The following is a 17,324-nucleotide window of genomic DNA, read 5'->3' on the forward strand; positions in this document are numbered from 1 at the left end:
TCGCTGCGACGATGAAGCCGAAAACCGAGGAGTCCGACGAGCTCTAACGGTTAACTGGAAAGATCAGCGCGCTGCGGCCTACCGCGTAGGGTTACTTCGGAGTAGGCTGCCAAGCCAAGCGCGCTGCATATAGCTGCGATCCTGACGAATCTGTTCATGGCTTCCCCTGTCTCGTTGCGGCCGACGTTTCAGGTCGCGGCGGCTACTCGTATAGACGCGGCTTTTGCACATCTTCGATCTTCTGCTTTCGGGAGATGCTCAACCGCCGCAAAATGTGCCGCCTCTTGAAGTGTCTATTTCCTTGGCGTGGTAGTCGGAGGCAGGCAGGGGATTTTTGCCCCAGGTCTCAGTCGAAGCCTCAAAACTCCATTTCAGCTCGACCAGGGCCCAAACGACGGCGGCTTGTCCGCAGAGGATCAGGACCAAAAGTGCTATTTCGAGCATAGATCTACCACCGTTCGTTTGACGCGCTCGGCCACATCTGAACGGCAGTTAGGGCCGTCTGCATCTAATTAAGGTTAGGTTGCGAGCCGGCACCGTTGCAGCGTGCCCAAATCCTATCAAATTCCATGTGGAACAGATGGTACAAACCGTCGCCGCCCTCTGTCGCGGATACGAGCCAAACCGGCGTTTGATCAACATGCGGACCGCCCGGCTGATAGTACTGTATCCAAAGCGTGCTGTTCGTTATGATTAGCTTCCAGTTCGGTTGGCCATCGTAGAAACGAGCATCAACAGCGTGCTGTTTTTTCTTTAGCTCCTTCAATCGACGGACTGATGCCTTGATAGCTTTCGTATAGTCGGCGACAGGGATCCCAACCGCGGCGGCGCGGCCCTTCATTGGAGATCCGTCCGGCTTGCACAAGACGACACGGATCGTTCCTCGAAAGCTTTCCATCGCGTCATAAAGCGGCGACTTCGGATTACCGAACGTGTCGATCCCGTTCGCTCCCAAAATGTAAACAAACTTGTTTTCTGGATGTAAAATTTCTTCGCAAAGCGTCTTCCAAGGCGCGCCACCGTCCGTCTGCCGTGCGTGGGGATATCTGGCCTTAATGCCTGCCTGAGAAACCAAGGCGTGGTTAGCATCAGCACCTTTCAAAATCTCGCTTTTCCTGTTGAGGCTTCTGTTGGCGCGTATCAACAGCGTCACTAGGATAATGTAGCCGACAATCAGTATCAGGAGCGCCGCAGATTGAACCGGGTTCTCGACTACAAGGTCGTAGGGGGTCGAAATAAACCAATCGCGCAAAAACGTTGGGAAGTTTTTGACTGAGGCCCAGACCAATCGCCCCGCTTCGGGCCAAGTCGGCGCGTGGTCGAGCCCGTAAACGGTTTGAAGTAGCGAAAGGGCGTACAGGCCAATTGCTGCATACAACCAACCGCGCACCTTCTTCCAACCCTCTTTCAAAGAGTCAGATAGAGTGCTTTTGGCGCTACTCTTTATTCGATCAAGAAGAACCACAGAAGAGACCGCTAAGCGGAGCTCTTTTCTCTAAACTGTCGTTCGGTTTTGTTAGGAGGGGCTAGGATAGGTTCATCCAAGCTGAAGTTTCGGTGCTCATATTTGAGCTTTTGATCTACGTACCTAGAACCATAGCTAATGCCGCCAGCCACTGCTGTGCCAACTGCGCTAACCACGCCGGCCACGACTAAAAATTCAATCATTTAAAATGCCCCCGATAGACGAATCGTACCATCGTGAGTTGTGAAAAAGAACCATGTATCGAATCGGTGAACACGGGGTTTATTCCCGCTGTGATAGATTTGCAACAGGATTTCGCGAGGTAACGCGCCAGCTTGCCCAAAGTGCCATTGAATCCTCGGATCGCGGGAGTGGTCCCACAACCCCCCTGCCCCGCCCGCATCGCACTAGGCCGGTCTGTCTAAGTGCGATGAGTTCAGTGCAGTGATCCGTCGATGGGGCAATGCCGCGCCTGCCATTCCTCGGCAGTGAGAGGATGGCGCCGGCCTCCATCGTACAGTACCGCGTGCCCCCTGAAGGCGACATGCGCCAGACCGGCCGCCAGCCACCGTCCAATCGTTTCGGGACCCAATGGCAGGTTAGTTTCTGGGATCGGGCAGGTGGCCACGATTACGCTTGGGGTGCCTTGCGTGCCACGGTCACCCTCGAGCTTTTCGATCCTTGCCTAAGCACCCGTGTCATAGATCGGCCCTCAGACCGGCGGCGACGGCCGCAGCACGCTGCTCGGGACTGGCCTGGGTAATCTGCCGCCGGTGCAGGTTTGAGTTCCTGCATCGCTTCGTGGTCACCTGCCACTGCCCGATCGATGAGGCATTTTCGGCGTTCATAGGATAAGCCCGGCAGGCGGTGGCGATGACGGTGCTCAAGCACGGCGACACGCAAATTTGCCACAGCGCGCGTCAATGGAGTGGTTTCCAGCCGGTGACCGAAATAAAGCCCTCGCGGGGGCCGACTTTCCCCGCGTCGACAAGTGCGGCAATCGGCCGGTCACTGTCGGCACGATCAGCGGCCTTGATGAAATGAACCACTCTATTGCCGACAGACTTCCGTTGCTCCAGCAGAGCAATGCGCCTTTCGATGACTCTAGTCATGTCGCTACTCCGAACGCCAGATGCAGCAAATCGTTGTCCGCAAGCTCGCGCGCCCGATTTGCCGACACAGGTGGAAGTTCTGCGGGCGGAGTCAAACGGTCGTCGCAACACTCGGAGGGTTGGAGGTTGCGATGAACGTTGTAATGCGTCGATCGGCGCGGTCAGGACGAGCCCCCTTGCCTTCGCCAGGACGGCCGTCTGTTGCAGGGCGCAATGAACAGAACAAATTTTGGCGGGCGATTGCCGCTGGGTTAAGCAGCGAAGCTGCTGCACTCGAAGCCGGATTGTCACAACCTGTCGGAGGCAGATTATTCCGAAAGGCGGGCGGCATGCCACCAGCGATGTTCAGAACTTCGGCAAAGGCGCTCTCCGGGCGGTACCTCTCGTTGATTGAGCGCGAGGAGATCGCACTTCCCAAGGTGCAGGGCCATTCCATACAGGAGATCGGGCGTCGCCTGGGGCGGGCTGCTTCGACAATCTCCCGTGAACTGCGGCGCAATGCGGCCACCCGCGGCGGCGGGTTGGAGTATCGGGCAACAACTGCCCAGTTGCATGCAGATCGCGATCCGCCCGCCGGCCCAAGCCGGCCAAGCTTGCGCTCAATGCAACCTTGCGCACTTATGTGGAGGAGAGACTTGCTGGCGGCGTCGTTGCCCCGACCGGCGCTCCCGTTCCCGGTCCCGCCGTTCCGTCGTGGCCTCGTCCGGCCGCAGGCCGGTGTTGGCCAGGAACAGCACGTAGTCGTGGAGTTGCTCCGCATTCCACTTGTAGTGCGGCTGGCTGTTGCGCACGCGCTCGCGCGTCGCCGTATAGAGCTGCTCGTATTCATCCGGGCTGAACCATGGCCGGTGCACCACCTTCCCCAATGTCTTGTAGGGCGGCGAGAAGTCCGGCAGGTGGGCCAGCCATCCCTTTTTCCTAGCGACTTCCTCGAAAGAGGTGTTTTTACACCACAAGCGCCCGTCGGAATTTGGAATGGCGTTGCGGAAGATTACAGACAATTTTGGCTCCGAGGCACCCGCACTTTGCCGACTCCCGCGACATCGAGAAATTGCAGATAGCTCCTCCAAATAGGAGCTGTGGCGAAAGGACTCGCCTTAATTAAATCGGAGACCCGGAGCCGGTGACCCTCGAGACTGCCTTCAATCGGCCTCGGTACGCGGGCACACCGCATCGCCACCTCAGACACCACTCGCAACGCATCGCCGATCCCGAGGGCGAGCCCCTGCGAGGCGAGAGCATCGCGGGCGAGGCTGGCGTCGCCGATCGGATGGGCGCCTTCCTCCCTCTCCTCTACCCATTGCAGGGAGGCAACTCCCGTACTGCCGCTCTCGAAGCGGGCGGGATCGAATTTGTCGGCGAACCAAGGGGCGAACGCACGGATTTTCGCCACAACGTCGCACGCATTACCGCGTAGTAGCCCGCCGTTACCGACGACCCCGAGCGTAGCATGCAGGCCGTTGCTGAGACGGTAGGCATAGCCTTCTGGCCCAGCTACAATGGCGAACCCGCCGAGCTCGTCGCTGCTCACGGCGTACCTGAAGGTCCGGCAGATGATAGGTCTCTTCGGGCGCAGCACCCGATGCGCCGTGACTGCAGACCGCCCTGTTGCATCAAGCACCGGCTTACCGCCGCGCAGCCACTGTTCCCCGGGCTGAATGCCGGATCGTATACGCACTCCGACGCGATCCGCTAGCCCCAAGAGTATCAGCTCAAGCGCCGGACGGGCGATATGCGCCGATCTCGGTGCGGGCTCCGCTAGGATCGTAGATGACCTCCACTGCGTGAGCCGCTTGTCGTGTAACCGATCAACGCCGACCGAGCGCGGCGGAACGCCGAGTTCGACGAGCAACGCTAGAAGTTGTGCAGGTATCACTTCAAGACGTGAGGGATCGGTCAGCGAGGGCATACGGTTCGATCTGATCTCAACGTCGACGCCAAGTTGCCGCGCACGGATAGCGGCTATGAGGCCCACTGGGCCTGCACCGAGAATGGTGAGCGGCGGGCGAGCGCGGCCACCGGACATCGCTGCTTGCCCCATAGTTTCATGCCGGGGGATCGAGCGGCGCGAAGTCTGCGCCCGCCGGTGGATCGAATACGACGAGGAAGCCTTGGCCGGCCACGGCATCCGCCAAAACATCGATGCCACCGGGCATGACCATGCTGGTACGAGCGGCGTTGATCTCGGTGGCGCCGAGGAAGCGGCCCTTCCGGTAGCCGTCTCGCAGACTTTCGAGCATGCCCCCGTATGCTGTCTGCAATTCCAGGTGCGCCGCATGTCCAGCAGGCGGGCGTGCTGGCGCGACCGACCGCAGATAGGCCGCCTCCGCGTGCTCCTGGAGCCACTCCTGCATGTCGAGAAACGTTTGGAAGTGGTCCTCACCCTCAGCGATAATGGAACGGATTGCTTCACGCCACTCGTCGGTCGCGAGTGGAGCTACATCAGCCGGCGGCGCGACTAGTGTCGCGAGAATGCGGGAATACAGGCCGTCGACGCCAGCCGATGGCGCCTCGACGTCAATGAAGTCCTTAACGGCCGCCTTGGTAGCGGCTCGCATCGAAACGTCGCGCATCTGGCCCGCTGCCCCGGGAACTCGGCTCGCGACACGCAGCGCGGGCTCGAATGTGCCAGGGGGCATCATGCCCCGAATAATGTCGTTCACCGCTCGGGTATGCCGCATCTCGCCGATGGCGATGCGCATCAGTTCGGCGCGGCTCGCGCGAATATCATCGCGTAAGGCAGCGTTGCCCGCAACGCCCGGGTCCGTTATCGGTTTCAGAGAGTAGGCGGCGCACAAGTACTCTTGTGCCACCGCCAACTCAACCCCCGCCGCGTAACGGAGATGCTCGATCAGGGTGTTAAGGTTTTGCAGCGGGGCCCCGGGCGCCGTCGCCCCGGACGCATACGGCGCGACTATCTCCCGTCTTCCCAAGACGAAGTGCAGCTCCTGCCAGCGATTGTTGATCTCATAATGCCGCATCTCGACTGGCTGGGAGCTCGTGTCAGTCGCTGGCTCTGGCGGCTGAATGCCGACCACACGCGCGCTGCGCTCCCAGGGTACGTCGCGTTGCCACGACTGACCAGTTGCACCGCCACTTGGCAGCACTGGCTGAGCTATGTCGGGATGGTTCGACGCCCAGTAAAAGCAGCCGCAATCACGAAAGTCGTGAGTCCAGGGGCTGCACAGTGATTGGGTCAATTCACCCGGAAGGAACACCGCTGCCAGCGCACCATTGTCGTCGAGGTAGCGGGCCCTCGGCGCCGTGAGTGTGGGCCGTGCCCCGGCTGCGCCCTGCCGCCTAAACGTTAGCGTCACGTCGATACCTTCTGTCAGGAGCCGAATAGCTGTCCAGGCATCGGAGGGGCGACGCCCGACACCTGAGCTGGTGTCGGATAGGTCGCCTTGCACTTCCGCCTCGCCGTCCATTGCGATGAGGGCGAGGTCGAATGCCATCTGCCCGAGCGGACCAAAACTTCCGGCCATACGCGACACAAATACAAAGCGGCTAGCTGCGACGTCGTCAGCGAGGGTGCGGTAAACCGCTACATCGGCTGGCGTGACCGAGCCAGCCGCCCCGCCACGCTCTACTGCATCCATGTCGATCGCAACGATCAACAGAAGATTGCCGATTGCCTCCGCTTCCAGAAACGGGAAGAAGCGGCGTTCGAGATTGCGGAGATCGCATTCGAGCCCGGGAAAGCAGTTACCAACGCCAGACTCGAGGCGCGTCGCAGCCGGATTGCCTGCGATCACCTGGGTGATTCCGCTCTGATCGCCGAAACGGCGGAACGCGGCGACGTTTCGGGCGACAATTTTCGCGGAGTTGGAGCCACTCATGGCTGTATCCCTCGGATTGGGTACGACGCGACGAAGTAGTCTGGGCGCTCGGTGGCGAGCTCGCAGTAGGCGGCGAGGCAGAAGGTCAGCCAGCCGCGGATAAAATCGCAGCCGGCTTCCGTGCGCGTCGCTGCCTCTTGGTGGCAGCTACCCGAGCACAAGTACCGTGCCCAGCAAGTGTTGCAGGGCTTCTGCGCATGCACGTGACGCGCGGTGAGGAAGCGCCGTCGGCGGTGCGAATCGAGACCTTCACTGTTGCTCAAGATGAAGTCGTCCTCACCGATCGCCCGGTGGCAAGCGTACCAGTGGCCATCGGCGGCGACAGAGAAGTAGCCCCCGCCTGCCCCGCAGGGATAGGGTGAGCTAGCGCCAGCGTGGATCTGCTTCAGCGCGACCGCAAGGTTTGTCAGGCGGATAGTTCGGCCGCTCCGCGCACCGGCAAGTTCGCTCCGTGCGACCGCGATGAGTTCGTCCAGGTATGCCTGCCACCCGTCGCCGTCTATGTTCGCATTGTCTTTCGCGGTCCGCAGCGGTGCCACGCCAGCCTCGCTGAAGCCCAGTGCGTACACGGCGGAGAGTCGGGTTGCGAGATCGAGCGCACCGGCTGTGACCGTCAGGCGGGCGGCGACTTGGGCGCGTCCTGGCTCGGCGAGCAATGGGGCGAGACGTTCGACGAGGCGCGCGAAGGTGCCCCGGCCCCGCGTGTCCGGGCGCTGCGCATCCTGCGTCGCTGCATCACCGTCGATGCTCACTGTCACCGCGAAAGGGTGCGTTCGAAAAAGGTCGATATCAGCGGGTAACAACGTCGTGCCGTTCGTAGTGATGGAGAAGCGCACGTCAAGCCCGCGATCGTTGCCGGCGCGACCGGCGTACAGCACGACAGAGTGTATCAACGCTCTGTTGAGGAGCGGTTCGCCACCGATGAAACCGATCGTAATCGGCCGCTCCGGATCCGCCACAGTGAGCAGCCGGTCGACCGCCGCGATCGCCGTGGCATGCTTCATGCGGTCGGCTTGCTTGCCACCAAAAGCGCCTTTGTCGGCATAGCAGTAGCTGCAGGCGAGGTTGCAAGCCGAGCTGACGTTGAGGGAAAGGCTTTGCGGCTGCGGCTCCACCACAAGGTCTAGTGGCGCCTCCCCCGGCGCGGTTTCTCCCAAGGCACTGGCCAGCCGCTGCGCCTCCTCCGGCCGAAGATCGAGGTCGGCCGCCACCTCTGGAGGGAGGTCGAACAGGCGCGAATGTGGCACCACCAGAAGGTGCTCGCCTCGGGCCGAGCGGAAACGTTTATAAAGGGGCGCCGCCGACGGCGCGGGTAGGTGGGTAATGACGTTCATCATTGCCTCGCAACCGCGTCAATACGTGCCAAAACGGCCCTCCGTCGCGAGCGTGCCGAGGTCGACAGGGTGCGTGCCGCCCGCTCCGGCAGAGCGGCCGTGAGCCCGGCAATCGTAAGCGCCCTAGTCTCATCCACCCACCGCATCAACAGCTCGTATTGCCAAGCCGCCAGAGTCAGAGGCAGAGCATTCGACTGGCGCATGAAAGGAGGCATGCGCATCGAGCTGGCGATGGCGTTTTCGAAGCTCTCGACCTCGAATGGCGCGCGCACGATTTCGGCCACCCGATTGCGGCCGGCGAGGGCATCTTGGGCGACAAGTGCCACGAGGTTCTGAATGTCCGCTAGCGCTCGATGCCGCATGCGGGCGTGCTGGCTGAGCGGCAAGGGATCGTCGTTCGTCGCGGCTGGCAGACGATAAACCTGCGAGCGCAACGCGTCGCGCCCGCCCATCGCTCGGTCGGGGGCTGACCGGACACCTTGATCGATGTCGATGGCCTGCAACTTGGCCTCCGGCAGCGATGCCGGAACGAAATCGGGCGGCGGGCGCACGGCGGCCCTCCGGCTGCGGTAGTCGTCGACATTGAACAACGAAACTGTCTCGTAGATGCGCTCGAACAGATCCTCCACCCAGCCAGCCAGTGCCGCGCCGGTAAGACCCGCATTGCGAGCAGCCGCCGTCCCATCACGATCGTTGATTTCGTCGGCGACCGACAGGAATGGCCGGCGGTCCGGTGCGAAGTCAGGCGGCGCAACGAATGCGATGGCCCGCGTCTTCAAGGCTCTCTCTCCGGAAATTTGCAACGTGACATCGAAATGCACCTCGCAAGTATCGTCGACAACCCCAAGTGACGGTCCGTCGGTATCGCCGTTTTGATTGATCAAATCATAAGTATCCCCGGGTTGGACGAGGTTCCCTGTTGAAGCTCCTCGCCACCCGGCTGCGGGATCGAGGAAGGCGTTGGCGCTCGGCACGGCAGGCGCCGGTCGCCCAAGCGTCGGCTGAGCGCTCGCAGCTTCCGGCGGGCCATAAAACTGGCCGCGTCCCGGAGTGTAGCGGAAGCGGATTGTGTCGGTGCGCACGCTGCCGGACCACGGCTGTCCGGCGAGTTGTGGCGTACTTCGCAGCATTTGCACCGTGCCGAGTGGGATGTTCCGGTTGGTCGGAATCATAGGTACCGTTACGCTTGGAGGGCAGCGGCCCTCGACCATTCGCGCGGTGAAATCGTTGCCGAGGAGCATCACCGCCTGCCAGTTGCCAAATGCATGCGCGGGATCGCCCGTGCGGCGCGCGGCCTTGAGGTTCCGCGCGGTGACAGCGACGCGTAGTGAGGCGAGGGAGAGGCCGTCTGCCGCCAACAGCGCCGTGGTCAGCGGCGCCTCTGTCCACGTCGCGGGCGCGCTTCCGGACTCGCCGAGTCGCGCCCAGACCTCGAAGAAGGGCGCCACAGGACGGATGAGATCACCATCTCGGAAGGCGATCGAGGTCGGCAGGAAAGGCGCCACCGATCCGTCCGGTTGCACCGCCAGTGTCCACGAAGGAGCGATGTCCGTCTCGCTTTCGGAGCGAAGCCGCTCGCTGTCGACCCAATCGTAACTGTGGAGTGGAGTAGTGCTACCACCGAGGCGCGCGACGGCGAATGATGGAGTGATGAACAGGGCTTGGATCGGCATGCTGCCTCCCGGGGTGCGATTGCTTCAAATGAGGTGATCGTTCACGCTTCACCTTGATCGTGACTTCCACCATCGCATGGTCGGTCGTGCCGCCCCTTGAGGAGGCATTGCTCACGAGGACTGACAGGCGCTGCAGATCGCGAGAGCTTGCGTGTCACCGAAGCCGTGGGTTGGGGAACGACAGCCCGATTGAATTGGTCTTACGTATGCCGAGCCCTTTATCGAAGAATACCAACCGGCCAAGCTTAACCTTCTGGGCTCAAGAGGTGGTCCGAGCTTTTTGGGAAGTTGCGCCTCATTTTGGCCAGTGACGCCGTAGCTAAAGCGATCGTCCAGCAACTCGTCGTAGGTATCGACAGTGCAAGCAGGGAAAGAAGCAAAGAACGCGATATGAAACATCATGCGCAGAGAACTTGACTTCATCGTCATCCCTCCAGCTGGAGCGGCGCGGCACAACCTTAGCGATGTTCGTCTTCTAGTTGAAGTGCGAATTTCTCCCCGTGCACATTTCGGAGTTCTTCACGTTAGCCCGCACTGATCGGTTCGCTCCTCAACCCGGCAACGCGCGGACGAACGCTGCTTCCGTAAACCTTCTTGCAAGGACGAAAATGGCGATTTCTGTGGGTGCCAATCCAAGCAATAGTTTGCCGGGAATTCCAGTGAGTCCTCGCCAGGCATAGGGGCTTCTTGCGAGACGAAGCCGGCGCCCCAAGGCAGGGCCCGCGACGCAACACCGTCCAAGCAACTCGACCGAAGCTGCGACCTTGTGCCGCAAGTAAAGGCAGGTCCACGTGTCGTCCAAAAGCACGGCGCTGGGACGCCGCAAGCAAAGCCAAGGAGGACTGCCCGCCGAGGCTGGCGCACGTGCCGCGGAGGTCTACCCAGCTGCCGAGTGGCGAGGCTGTCAAGTAGGCGAGGCTGTCAGGTAATTGTGGTTGCAGTACTACCGCGACAACGAGAAGGAAGGACCGCGCCGAACATCTGGAACATTTCGTAGTCGTTACAGGAAAAAAGCGTGGTTGCCGCGAATAAGCCTCGCAATGGCTGATGTGCGCTGAACAGAGCAGGATTCGAGACGGTCCTGCTGGAAACAATGGCATGTGAAGGCAGCATTATCAGCGATGACGGTAAAAACTGATCGCAACGATGCACGCGGGATTACCCAGTTGATCCGGACGGGATGGTTCCCCTCGGTGCTCGCAAAGTCGGATAGGGGCTCAAGAGGTTCGAGCGCTGCTGGTTGCACGCAAGCAGCTTCTTGGGCGACTTATCGATGTGGAATTGAGTATCCCCGGGATTTTGCGTGGCTTTGGGCTGAAGGTTGGCCCGTGACGCGGAAGAATTTCGAAGCGCGGATCCGAGAGTTGGTTGCCGGGCAAGCGACATTGGAGCGCATTGCCACAGCATGCTTTCGGCCCGACCGGCTTTGAAGGCAGAGTACGCGAGGCTACGCAAGGCTGTGCTAGCAACTGTGCGTGATGATGCGTTCTGTCGCCGTCGCGGTCTCATCATCGGCAGCGACAGGCGAGCAAACGTGGTGCGCCAAGGGGATCGTGGCCGACGTCCTAGATGGGCGAACGCACGCTCGGCGCGGCAAAGGTCTCGGCCGGCGGTGCTAGAGCGACGATCGCGGTGGCGGAGATTGGGCCGATGCCGGGACCGGTCATTAGCCGGCGCGATACCTCCTCCTCGCGAGCACGTCGCCCGAGACCCGTGACCCTGTTAGTGCGCCAGCGAACGGCGGAACGAACCGCGCCTACCGCGCTGGCGAACTCGACCAGCATGCCGTCCCCACTGGTGTTTGATATCCGTCCTCGATGGGCAGCGATAGTTGGGTCGACAAGGGTCTTCCTGAGCGCCTTGAGCTGGGCCAGCGTGCCTTCTTCGTCGGTACCCATCAGGCGGCTTTACGCAGCGTCCGCCGCCAAAAAATAGCGATCGTGTCTCGTGGCGTGGTGTAGCTGGTGGCGGGTCACCACGTTCGCCGGCGAGAGCCGGGCTGGTCAGCTGGCGATCGCCGTGAGGCTGACGCTCTGATCATCGCTCAACGTGGCGATTGTTTCCAGTGTCATGTAACGGGCGCGCTGGACGGCCCATTCATCATTCTGTTCGAGCAGGATCGCGCCGATGAGGCGAACGATGGCGTCGTCATTGGGCAAGATGCCCACCACCTCGGCGTGCCGCTTGATCTCGCCGTTTGCGCTCGATCGGGTTGGTGGAGTGCAGCTTGGTCCGGTGCTGCGGCGGGAAGGTCATGTAGGCGAGCACGTCGGTCTCGGCGTCGTGTAGGAAGCCGGCAAGCTTCGGCAGCTTTGGCCGGAGCTGGTCGGCGACCTTGGGCCACTGGGCTCGCGCGGCATCGGCATCGTCCTGTGCAAAGGCTGTGGCAATGAGGGCGGAGACGACCCGCCGTCCGCCTTGCCGGCATGCGCCAGCGCGCTGCGCGTGAAGTGGACGCGGCACCGCCATCAGCTGGCATTGAGCACCTTGGCTACGGCGGCGTTGATAATTCGTGGGCATCGGACACGACGAGCTTGACGCCGCGCAGACCGCGGCGGGTGAGCTTGCGCAGGAACGCCGTCCAGAACGTCTCGGGCTCGGACGGCCCGATGTCCATGCCGAGAACCTCGCGTCGGCCGTAGCGGTTGACGCCGACCGCGACAATCACCGCGACTGAGACGATGCGGCCATTCTGGCGCACCTTCACGTAGGTGGCGTCGATCCACAGATCCGGCCAGTCGCCCTCGATTGGACGGGCGAGGAGGGCCTTCACCTTGTCGTCGATCTCCGCGCACAGCCGGCTCACCTGGCTCTTGGAGATGCCGGTCATGCCCATGACCTGCGCCAAGTAGGAGCCCTTGCGCAGCTTGGGGATGCGCAGCTCGACGGCGCCGGCACGGGTCTCCCAGATCCGGTCGCGGTAACCGTTGCGCTGGGCCAGGTGTTCGGGATTCTTCTCGCCATAGGCCGCCCCGGTCTGGGGCCTCCCACTTCCAGCTCCATTGACGCGAGGCGGCAAAGCCGATCATCTCGCCCAACAGATCGGCGTCGGGGGTCTTCTCTACCAGCGTGCGCAGGTTCATCAGTCGTCGGTCATCGGTGGTTCCTCGGTTGCGTTGGCGTGTCGCAACCCGATCCTACCGGAGAACTGCCGGTGACCACCGCAAAGCCGCCCGCCCGCTACGGCGCTATCGGGGGCGCGTCCGGGCGGCTTTGCTCTACCGAGCTACACCACCACCGGCGACACGACGAAAATAGCTGCCAGTCGCCGTTCTACGATGCTCGCCGCTGGAGCGTTTCTGTCACAACGCTCAGCAGACATTATGTGGCGAACTTTAGATTCACGTTACTATTATGAGAGCCAAAGGCAGATCGACGGTTACTCCAAGTGAATGTCACGTTCGGAAATTCCCGCGCCCGGCAGCATCACCGACGATCAGCGTCGAACGCCTCTGACATTAGGACCGAGTCCAGCGCTTGCTATAACGCTGCTGGCTCCAGAGCGCCTCCGAAGCAATTTGCCTAAAATGCTCTGGTCCGAACAATTCGCCATTACGGCTGAATGAGTGAGATAGATCACAGAAAAAGTGACAACCTGTGCAACAATCCACTTGGGGCTGCAATCTGGAGGATTTGTTTCATGACGATCCTATTTCAATCCCACAGCGGAAGAGAAAAAGAAAAAGGCGCCGGCCCATCAGCAGCGCTTGCAGCTCCGCCCACTGGCACGGACATTGCGGTCGATGAGCAGGCGGACTTCGGCTATTTCGTTCCACCGCTGGATGCGCCCGAGAATTATTTACCGTTATCAGCCGCGACGGTCGGCGAACTCGATACGCTCGGCGACCTTATGATCGAAGCTGCCGCGGCCCCCAATACAGAAGACTCTGGCCCTGATTCGACGATGCCTCCGGTCTTGACATATTGGGGTCAATTCCTCGATCACGAACTGACCGCGCGCACCGACCGCGAGTCCGAAATTACTAGCGTCAAAGAACCGCATCCGCCCGCTGTGTCTTCGACGGTCGAAAGCAAGTTCAGAAACGCCCGCTCACCGCGCTTCGATCTCGACAGCATTTATGGGGGCTCGCCGATCGGTCCCGGCATTACAGCCGATACAGTCACTGTCATATCGGGTCTGCGTCACCCAACCCTCGTGAACAAAATGCGGATCGGAACGGCGGTTGATCCGGGTCCGCTTCCGGATGGATTGGATGAGCACCGCGATCTGCCGCGATACGTCCAAGTGCAGGCCGCCGTTCGGGATGCCGCACTTCGCGCCGCCCAGGCGTCTCTGCCTCCCCCGGAGTTCGCAAAATTCTCGGCGGGACTTCCGCAGCGAGCCCTGATCGGAGACACGCGCAACGACGAGAACCTCGTTGTTGCCCAATTTCATCTGAGCTTCCTCCGATTCCACAACAAGTCTATCGACTTCTTGGCCAGTCACAATACCGGCTGGATCCCGGATTTTTCGTCGGCCCAGGCTCTCACGCGTCTCCACTACCAATGGCTGATTGTCGAAGGCTACGTAAAGGGCGTTTGCGATCCGGCCGTGGTGGACCGGGTGGTTCAGGATCGGGCTTCGCACTTCTTCAAGTTCAGGGCCGAGTTTGATGCGCGACGACCGGGTTCCAGACTTGGCAATGCGCTACCCCTGGAGTTCTCCGTTGCCGGCTACCGGTTCGGACATTCCATGGTTCGCGCGTTTTATGATTACAACAAGAACTTCGGCCGGTCCTCGGGAGGAGCCTTTCTCGACAAAGCGCCCCTTAACCTGTTGTTCGGCTTTACCGGTGGCGGCGGCAATATCGATGGTCCGAAAAAGCTTCCCAAAAACTGGGTCATGGACTGGACACGATTTGTCGGTGTCGCTCCGCACGATTCCGCGGACGGGCTACCGGCACGTGTAGCCCGAAAGATAGATACTGCGCTGGCGCCGCCGTTGGGCGAGATGGTCAAGGAAGGCAACGACGAAACGGACGGGCAACTGAAGGCGCTATTCAAGAGCCTTGCACGGAGAAACCTTCGACGGGGCTACAATCTGAGACTGCCCACCGGCCAAGCCCTCCATAAACACCTCAAACAGACTGGAGCGGTTGAGTCCGATCCGATCACCGACCTGTCGGCCATTTTCAACTCCAAGCCCCAGCTGCGGGATTTCGTCAAGAACTCGCAATCGAAGTTCTTCGAACGGACGCCGCTGTGGTTCTATATTCTGGCGGAGGCGGAGAAAGGCGGTGGCAATAAATTAGGAGAAGTGGGCAGCTTCCTCGTGGCATCAACCTTTGTTGGCGTTTTGCTGGCGGATCCCGATTCCGCGCTGTCGCGTGGTTTCGATCCGACGCAAAGTCCGTTGCGGATGGGCGACAGCAGCCCGATCGACTCGATTGCAAAATGGATGCGCTTTGCAAGCGTCATGGAATAGTTCCACTGGTTAATCGCTCGACTATCCATCTATTTTTCGTCAGTGGGCCTCGCCGCAACAGCGGCGAGGCCCACTGGCCGATCGCACATGCGGGCGCTGGATTAGGGCTGCAGCAGCCACGGAATCGGCAGCGAACTTACTGTCACTCGGAACGCGTCGTCATCATGGGCAAACCGCAGTCGTCGGCCGGTCATAAGTCGCGTAGAATCCGTTTCGGCCCAAGCACGGCCAGCCGCTACCGGCGCTCGGACCAGCCCGACGGTCAGCTTGCTTGGGTTCCTCAGAGAATTGAGCAGTGCCGACAGCGCGCTTGTCGACATCGTGCGACGGTTGGTGGAGTAGCAATGGACAGAATAGCGATCGGCCCGTCGAAGATCGAGCATGCTGCATCAGACTGCTCTCCGAGAGCGGCGTCGCTTTACGACCTACGGCACGTCCTTCACATTCTTCGGCTTCGGCTGAATATCAGGTTGCGCAGACTCCAGGATCGTCTTGACTTCACCCCGCTTTGCGATGGCATCGAAGACATCAGGCACGTCGGTCGAAAGCGAGAAGGATTTTGCGGATCGGTATACCTTGCCGATCTTGATCGCGTCGGCCGGAAGGCTGAGGCTCGCGCTCATGTCGTTTACGATCTCTTTGGCCTTTTCTGGGAGATCATTCGCGGAAATCTCGTCGTTCAAGAACACTTGAACCGACGATGGTTGTCCGGGCGACGTCGTTTCGCGCAGCCGCTTGGCGACGGCTTCGGACTCCCATTCGGACGACGCCTTGATCTTGTCACTCATGGGCAGCTCCTGCCTGGGTGGCTCCCAGCGCACATTTAGCCATCCTATGCTCAGCCGTTTGCCACGGCTGAACATAGTAGCATGACTTGGCCCGATTTATACGGACTAGAGCCGGTCCCTGGCCGATCAGCCGTGCTTTCGCTTTGAGGCCAGGGCTTTTTTGGCCTTGGGCCGCTGCTTCTTGACAGCCCGTACCACTACCCGCCGCACGGGCGTCTTACCGCGAGCGCGTCGTTTGGCAACTCGTCTCGACGGCGCGGCTGCGGCCGTGGCGACCGGAAGCTGCGATCCCGTCAGCAGCTGGAAAGCGCGTACGGCGTCGGGCACGCCGTGACTGCCACGAGCCTGGGGCATGCCAGCTGGCAGAGTGCATGAACCAACGATCGCCCGTTCGAGGTCGTAAGCAGTCGCCGATGGGCTGGCCTGCAAAAGCAACGCCGCAAGACCCGCGACATGCGGGGTTGCCATCGAACTTCCGTTCATGGTCTTGAACTTTCCGCCCGGGACGGATGACAGAACGTCCACACCCGGCGCCGCCAAGGCAGGACACAGCGGATTGACCGGCCGATCGAATTGCTGGCTGCCCGAAAAGTCGGCCACCCGATCGCTGGAGTCCATCGCGCCGACGGATAGGACGTTGGCGTAGTTACCGGGTGAGCGGCTCGTTTCCGGTCCCTCATTGCCCACCGCGATCACGGGCAGAACGTTTGCCGCCCGCAAGGCATCGATAATAGTCTGAAATGCAGGCGTGAAGCCGCGCAGACCTAGCGACATGCTCATGATGCGCACGCCCTCACCGATCACCCAGTCCATGCCGGCCAGGATTCGATCGATCACCTGACCGCCTTCGATCACCATGGCGCTCGCGCGCTGGGCTTCAGGCGCCATCCCGAACTCGCCCTTCAATCCGGAACGGCCGACGATGGTACCGGCCGTATGCGTTCCATGTTCATCGCTGTCCGATGGTTGCGCGTTCGGTACTTGGTCCCCCGCCATGTCGAATTCCGCGAACCTTCCGATCGCCCCCTTCAGCGCGGGATGGGCTGCATCGACGCCGGTATCGAGATGGCCAACAAGAACTCCTTGGCCGGTGATACCGGCCGCCCACAGGCGGTCCGCCTTCAGGCGCTTGATGCCCCAGGTCGGGCCGATGCCGAGTTTCGCGGCCTCGATAGCGACCGGCCGGATAAGGCTCAACTCCGGAGCCTTTTCGACCTTCTTGACCTGCGGGTCAGCTTCCAGCGAAGCAAGACCGTTTGCATTAACATAGCCTATCGCCAAACCAAGATGCGGATAGACTCGAACACGGCGCGACGTCGGCGGCTCTGCCCGTTTGAAGTTGCGGCTTGCGAAGTGGCTTGCTGAAGCCGCCAGGCTTTCGGCTTGCGCCATGTTTGGAATCATAAAATGATTCTCTATCGAACTCTTCGTCTGCGCCGAGGCAGCCGCAGCACCATCTGGAACTCCCTTTAGCGCAACAATCACCTTGGCAAAGCCAATCGAAGCTACGGTATCTTGCAGACTGGATGTCGACATCTTCGTTGCTCCCGTAAAAACGCTTTGAAAAAATCCGACGCGCGATGTTAGTCAGCCGCTCTTACCCAAGATTAAATATTGTAGCATTGCTCGCAGTGGTTGACGGTAGCACCTTCCATGCAGGATTCAAGGCCCGAGCAATTCGCTCTTCC

General features: G+C 60.9%; 11 protein-coding genes and 3 pseudogenes. 3 read left to right on the top strand and 11 right to left on the bottom strand.

The window, feature by feature from the left end:
• Positions 1-508 precede the first annotated feature (508 nt).
• A complete protein-coding gene (locus ABIB66_RS26625; RefSeq protein ID WP_275174231.1) occupies positions 509-1,465 on the bottom strand; it encodes a hypothetical protein in 957 nt (318 codons plus the stop codon).
• Positions 1,466-2,385: 920 nt separating this feature from the next.
• Positions 2,386-2,577, bottom strand: coding sequence for a hypothetical protein (locus ABIB66_RS26630; RefSeq protein ID WP_275174233.1), 192 nt, complete (start codon positions 2,575-2,577; stop codon positions 2,386-2,388).
• A 131-nt stretch (positions 2,578-2,708) separates the two neighbouring features.
• Here ABIB66_RS26630 and ABIB66_RS26635 point away from each other — a divergent pair.
• Positions 2,709-3,295 (top strand): annotated as a pseudogene (locus ABIB66_RS26635) (transposase); the annotation flags it as partial.
• On the opposite strand, the gene ABIB66_RS26640 reads toward ABIB66_RS26635, so the two are convergent.
• The 5 genes from ABIB66_RS26640 to ABIB66_RS26660 all read right to left on the bottom strand — a co-directional run bounded on the left by ABIB66_RS26640 (position 3,177) and on the right by ABIB66_RS26660 (position 9,198).
• Positions 3,177-3,578 (bottom strand): hypothetical protein, encoded by a 402-nt coding sequence (locus ABIB66_RS26640; protein WP_275174312.1) that lies wholly within the window; start codon positions 3,576-3,578, stop codon positions 3,177-3,179. The pseudogene ABIB66_RS26635 and the gene ABIB66_RS26640 overlap by 119 nt on opposite strands.
• On the bottom strand, positions 3,569-4,108 hold the full coding sequence (locus ABIB66_RS26645; protein WP_354256146.1) for a hypothetical protein: 540 nt from the start codon (positions 4,106-4,108) through the stop codon (positions 3,569-3,571). Before ABIB66_RS26645 ends, ABIB66_RS26640 begins: the two co-directional genes overlap by 10 nt.
• Positions 4,109-4,622: 514 nt before the next feature.
• Positions 4,623-6,416 carry a ferritin-like domain-containing protein gene (locus tag ABIB66_RS26650; protein WP_275174237.1) on the bottom strand — a complete coding sequence of 598 codons (1,794 nt, stop codon included), beginning with the start codon at positions 6,414-6,416 and terminating at the stop codon, positions 4,623-4,625.
• Positions 6,413-7,750 (bottom strand): radical SAM/SPASM domain-containing protein, encoded by a 1,338-nt coding sequence (locus tag ABIB66_RS26655; RefSeq protein ID WP_354211928.1) that lies wholly within the window; start codon positions 7,748-7,750, stop codon positions 6,413-6,415. The genes ABIB66_RS26650 and ABIB66_RS26655 overlap by 4 nt, the downstream gene beginning before the upstream one ends.
• Positions 7,750-9,198: a hypothetical protein gene (locus tag ABIB66_RS26660; protein ID WP_354256149.1), complete on the bottom strand. Its 1,449-nt coding sequence runs from the start codon at positions 9,196-9,198 to the stop codon at positions 7,750-7,752. The genes ABIB66_RS26655 and ABIB66_RS26660 overlap by 1 nt, the downstream gene beginning before the upstream one ends.
• 1,260 nt (positions 9,199-10,458) lie before the next feature.
• Here ABIB66_RS26660 and ABIB66_RS26665 point away from each other — a divergent pair.
• A pseudogene (locus ABIB66_RS26665) lies at positions 10,459-10,921 on the top strand (transposase); the annotation flags it as partial.
• A 67-nt stretch (positions 10,922-10,988) separates the two neighbouring features.
• Here the strand turns inward: ABIB66_RS26665 and ABIB66_RS43645 are convergent.
• Positions 10,989-11,321, bottom strand: a complete 333-nt coding sequence (locus ABIB66_RS43645) for a hypothetical protein (RefSeq protein ID WP_502917447.1) — start codon at positions 11,319-11,321, stop codon at positions 10,989-10,991.
• Positions 11,322-11,426: 105 nt separating this feature from the next.
• Positions 11,427-12,506, bottom strand: a pseudogene (locus ABIB66_RS26680) (IS256 family transposase).
• Positions 12,507-13,063: 557 nt separating this feature from the next.
• Between ABIB66_RS26680 and ABIB66_RS26685 the strand changes: the two are divergent.
• A complete protein-coding gene (locus tag ABIB66_RS26685) occupies positions 13,064-14,848 on the top strand; it encodes a peroxidase family protein (protein ID WP_354256152.1) in 1,785 nt (594 codons plus the stop codon).
• A gap of 425 nt (positions 14,849-15,273) precedes the next feature.
• Here the strand turns inward: ABIB66_RS26685 and ABIB66_RS26690 are convergent, their stop codons facing one another.
• Positions 15,274-15,711: a hypothetical protein gene (locus ABIB66_RS26690; RefSeq protein WP_354256155.1), complete on the bottom strand. Its 438-nt coding sequence runs from the start codon at positions 15,709-15,711 to the stop codon at positions 15,274-15,276.
• Between the two features lie 51 nt (positions 15,712-15,762).
• Positions 15,763-17,172 carry a S8 family peptidase gene (locus ABIB66_RS26695; protein ID WP_354256158.1) on the bottom strand — a complete coding sequence of 470 codons (1,410 nt, stop codon included), beginning with the start codon at positions 17,170-17,172 and terminating at the stop codon, positions 15,763-15,765.
• Positions 17,173-17,324 lie beyond the last annotated feature (152 nt).

Origin of the sequence: Bradyrhizobium sp. F1.13.3, assembly GCF_040548265.1 — a bacterium.
Taxonomy (GTDB): domain Bacteria; phylum Pseudomonadota; class Alphaproteobacteria; order Rhizobiales; family Xanthobacteraceae; genus Bradyrhizobium.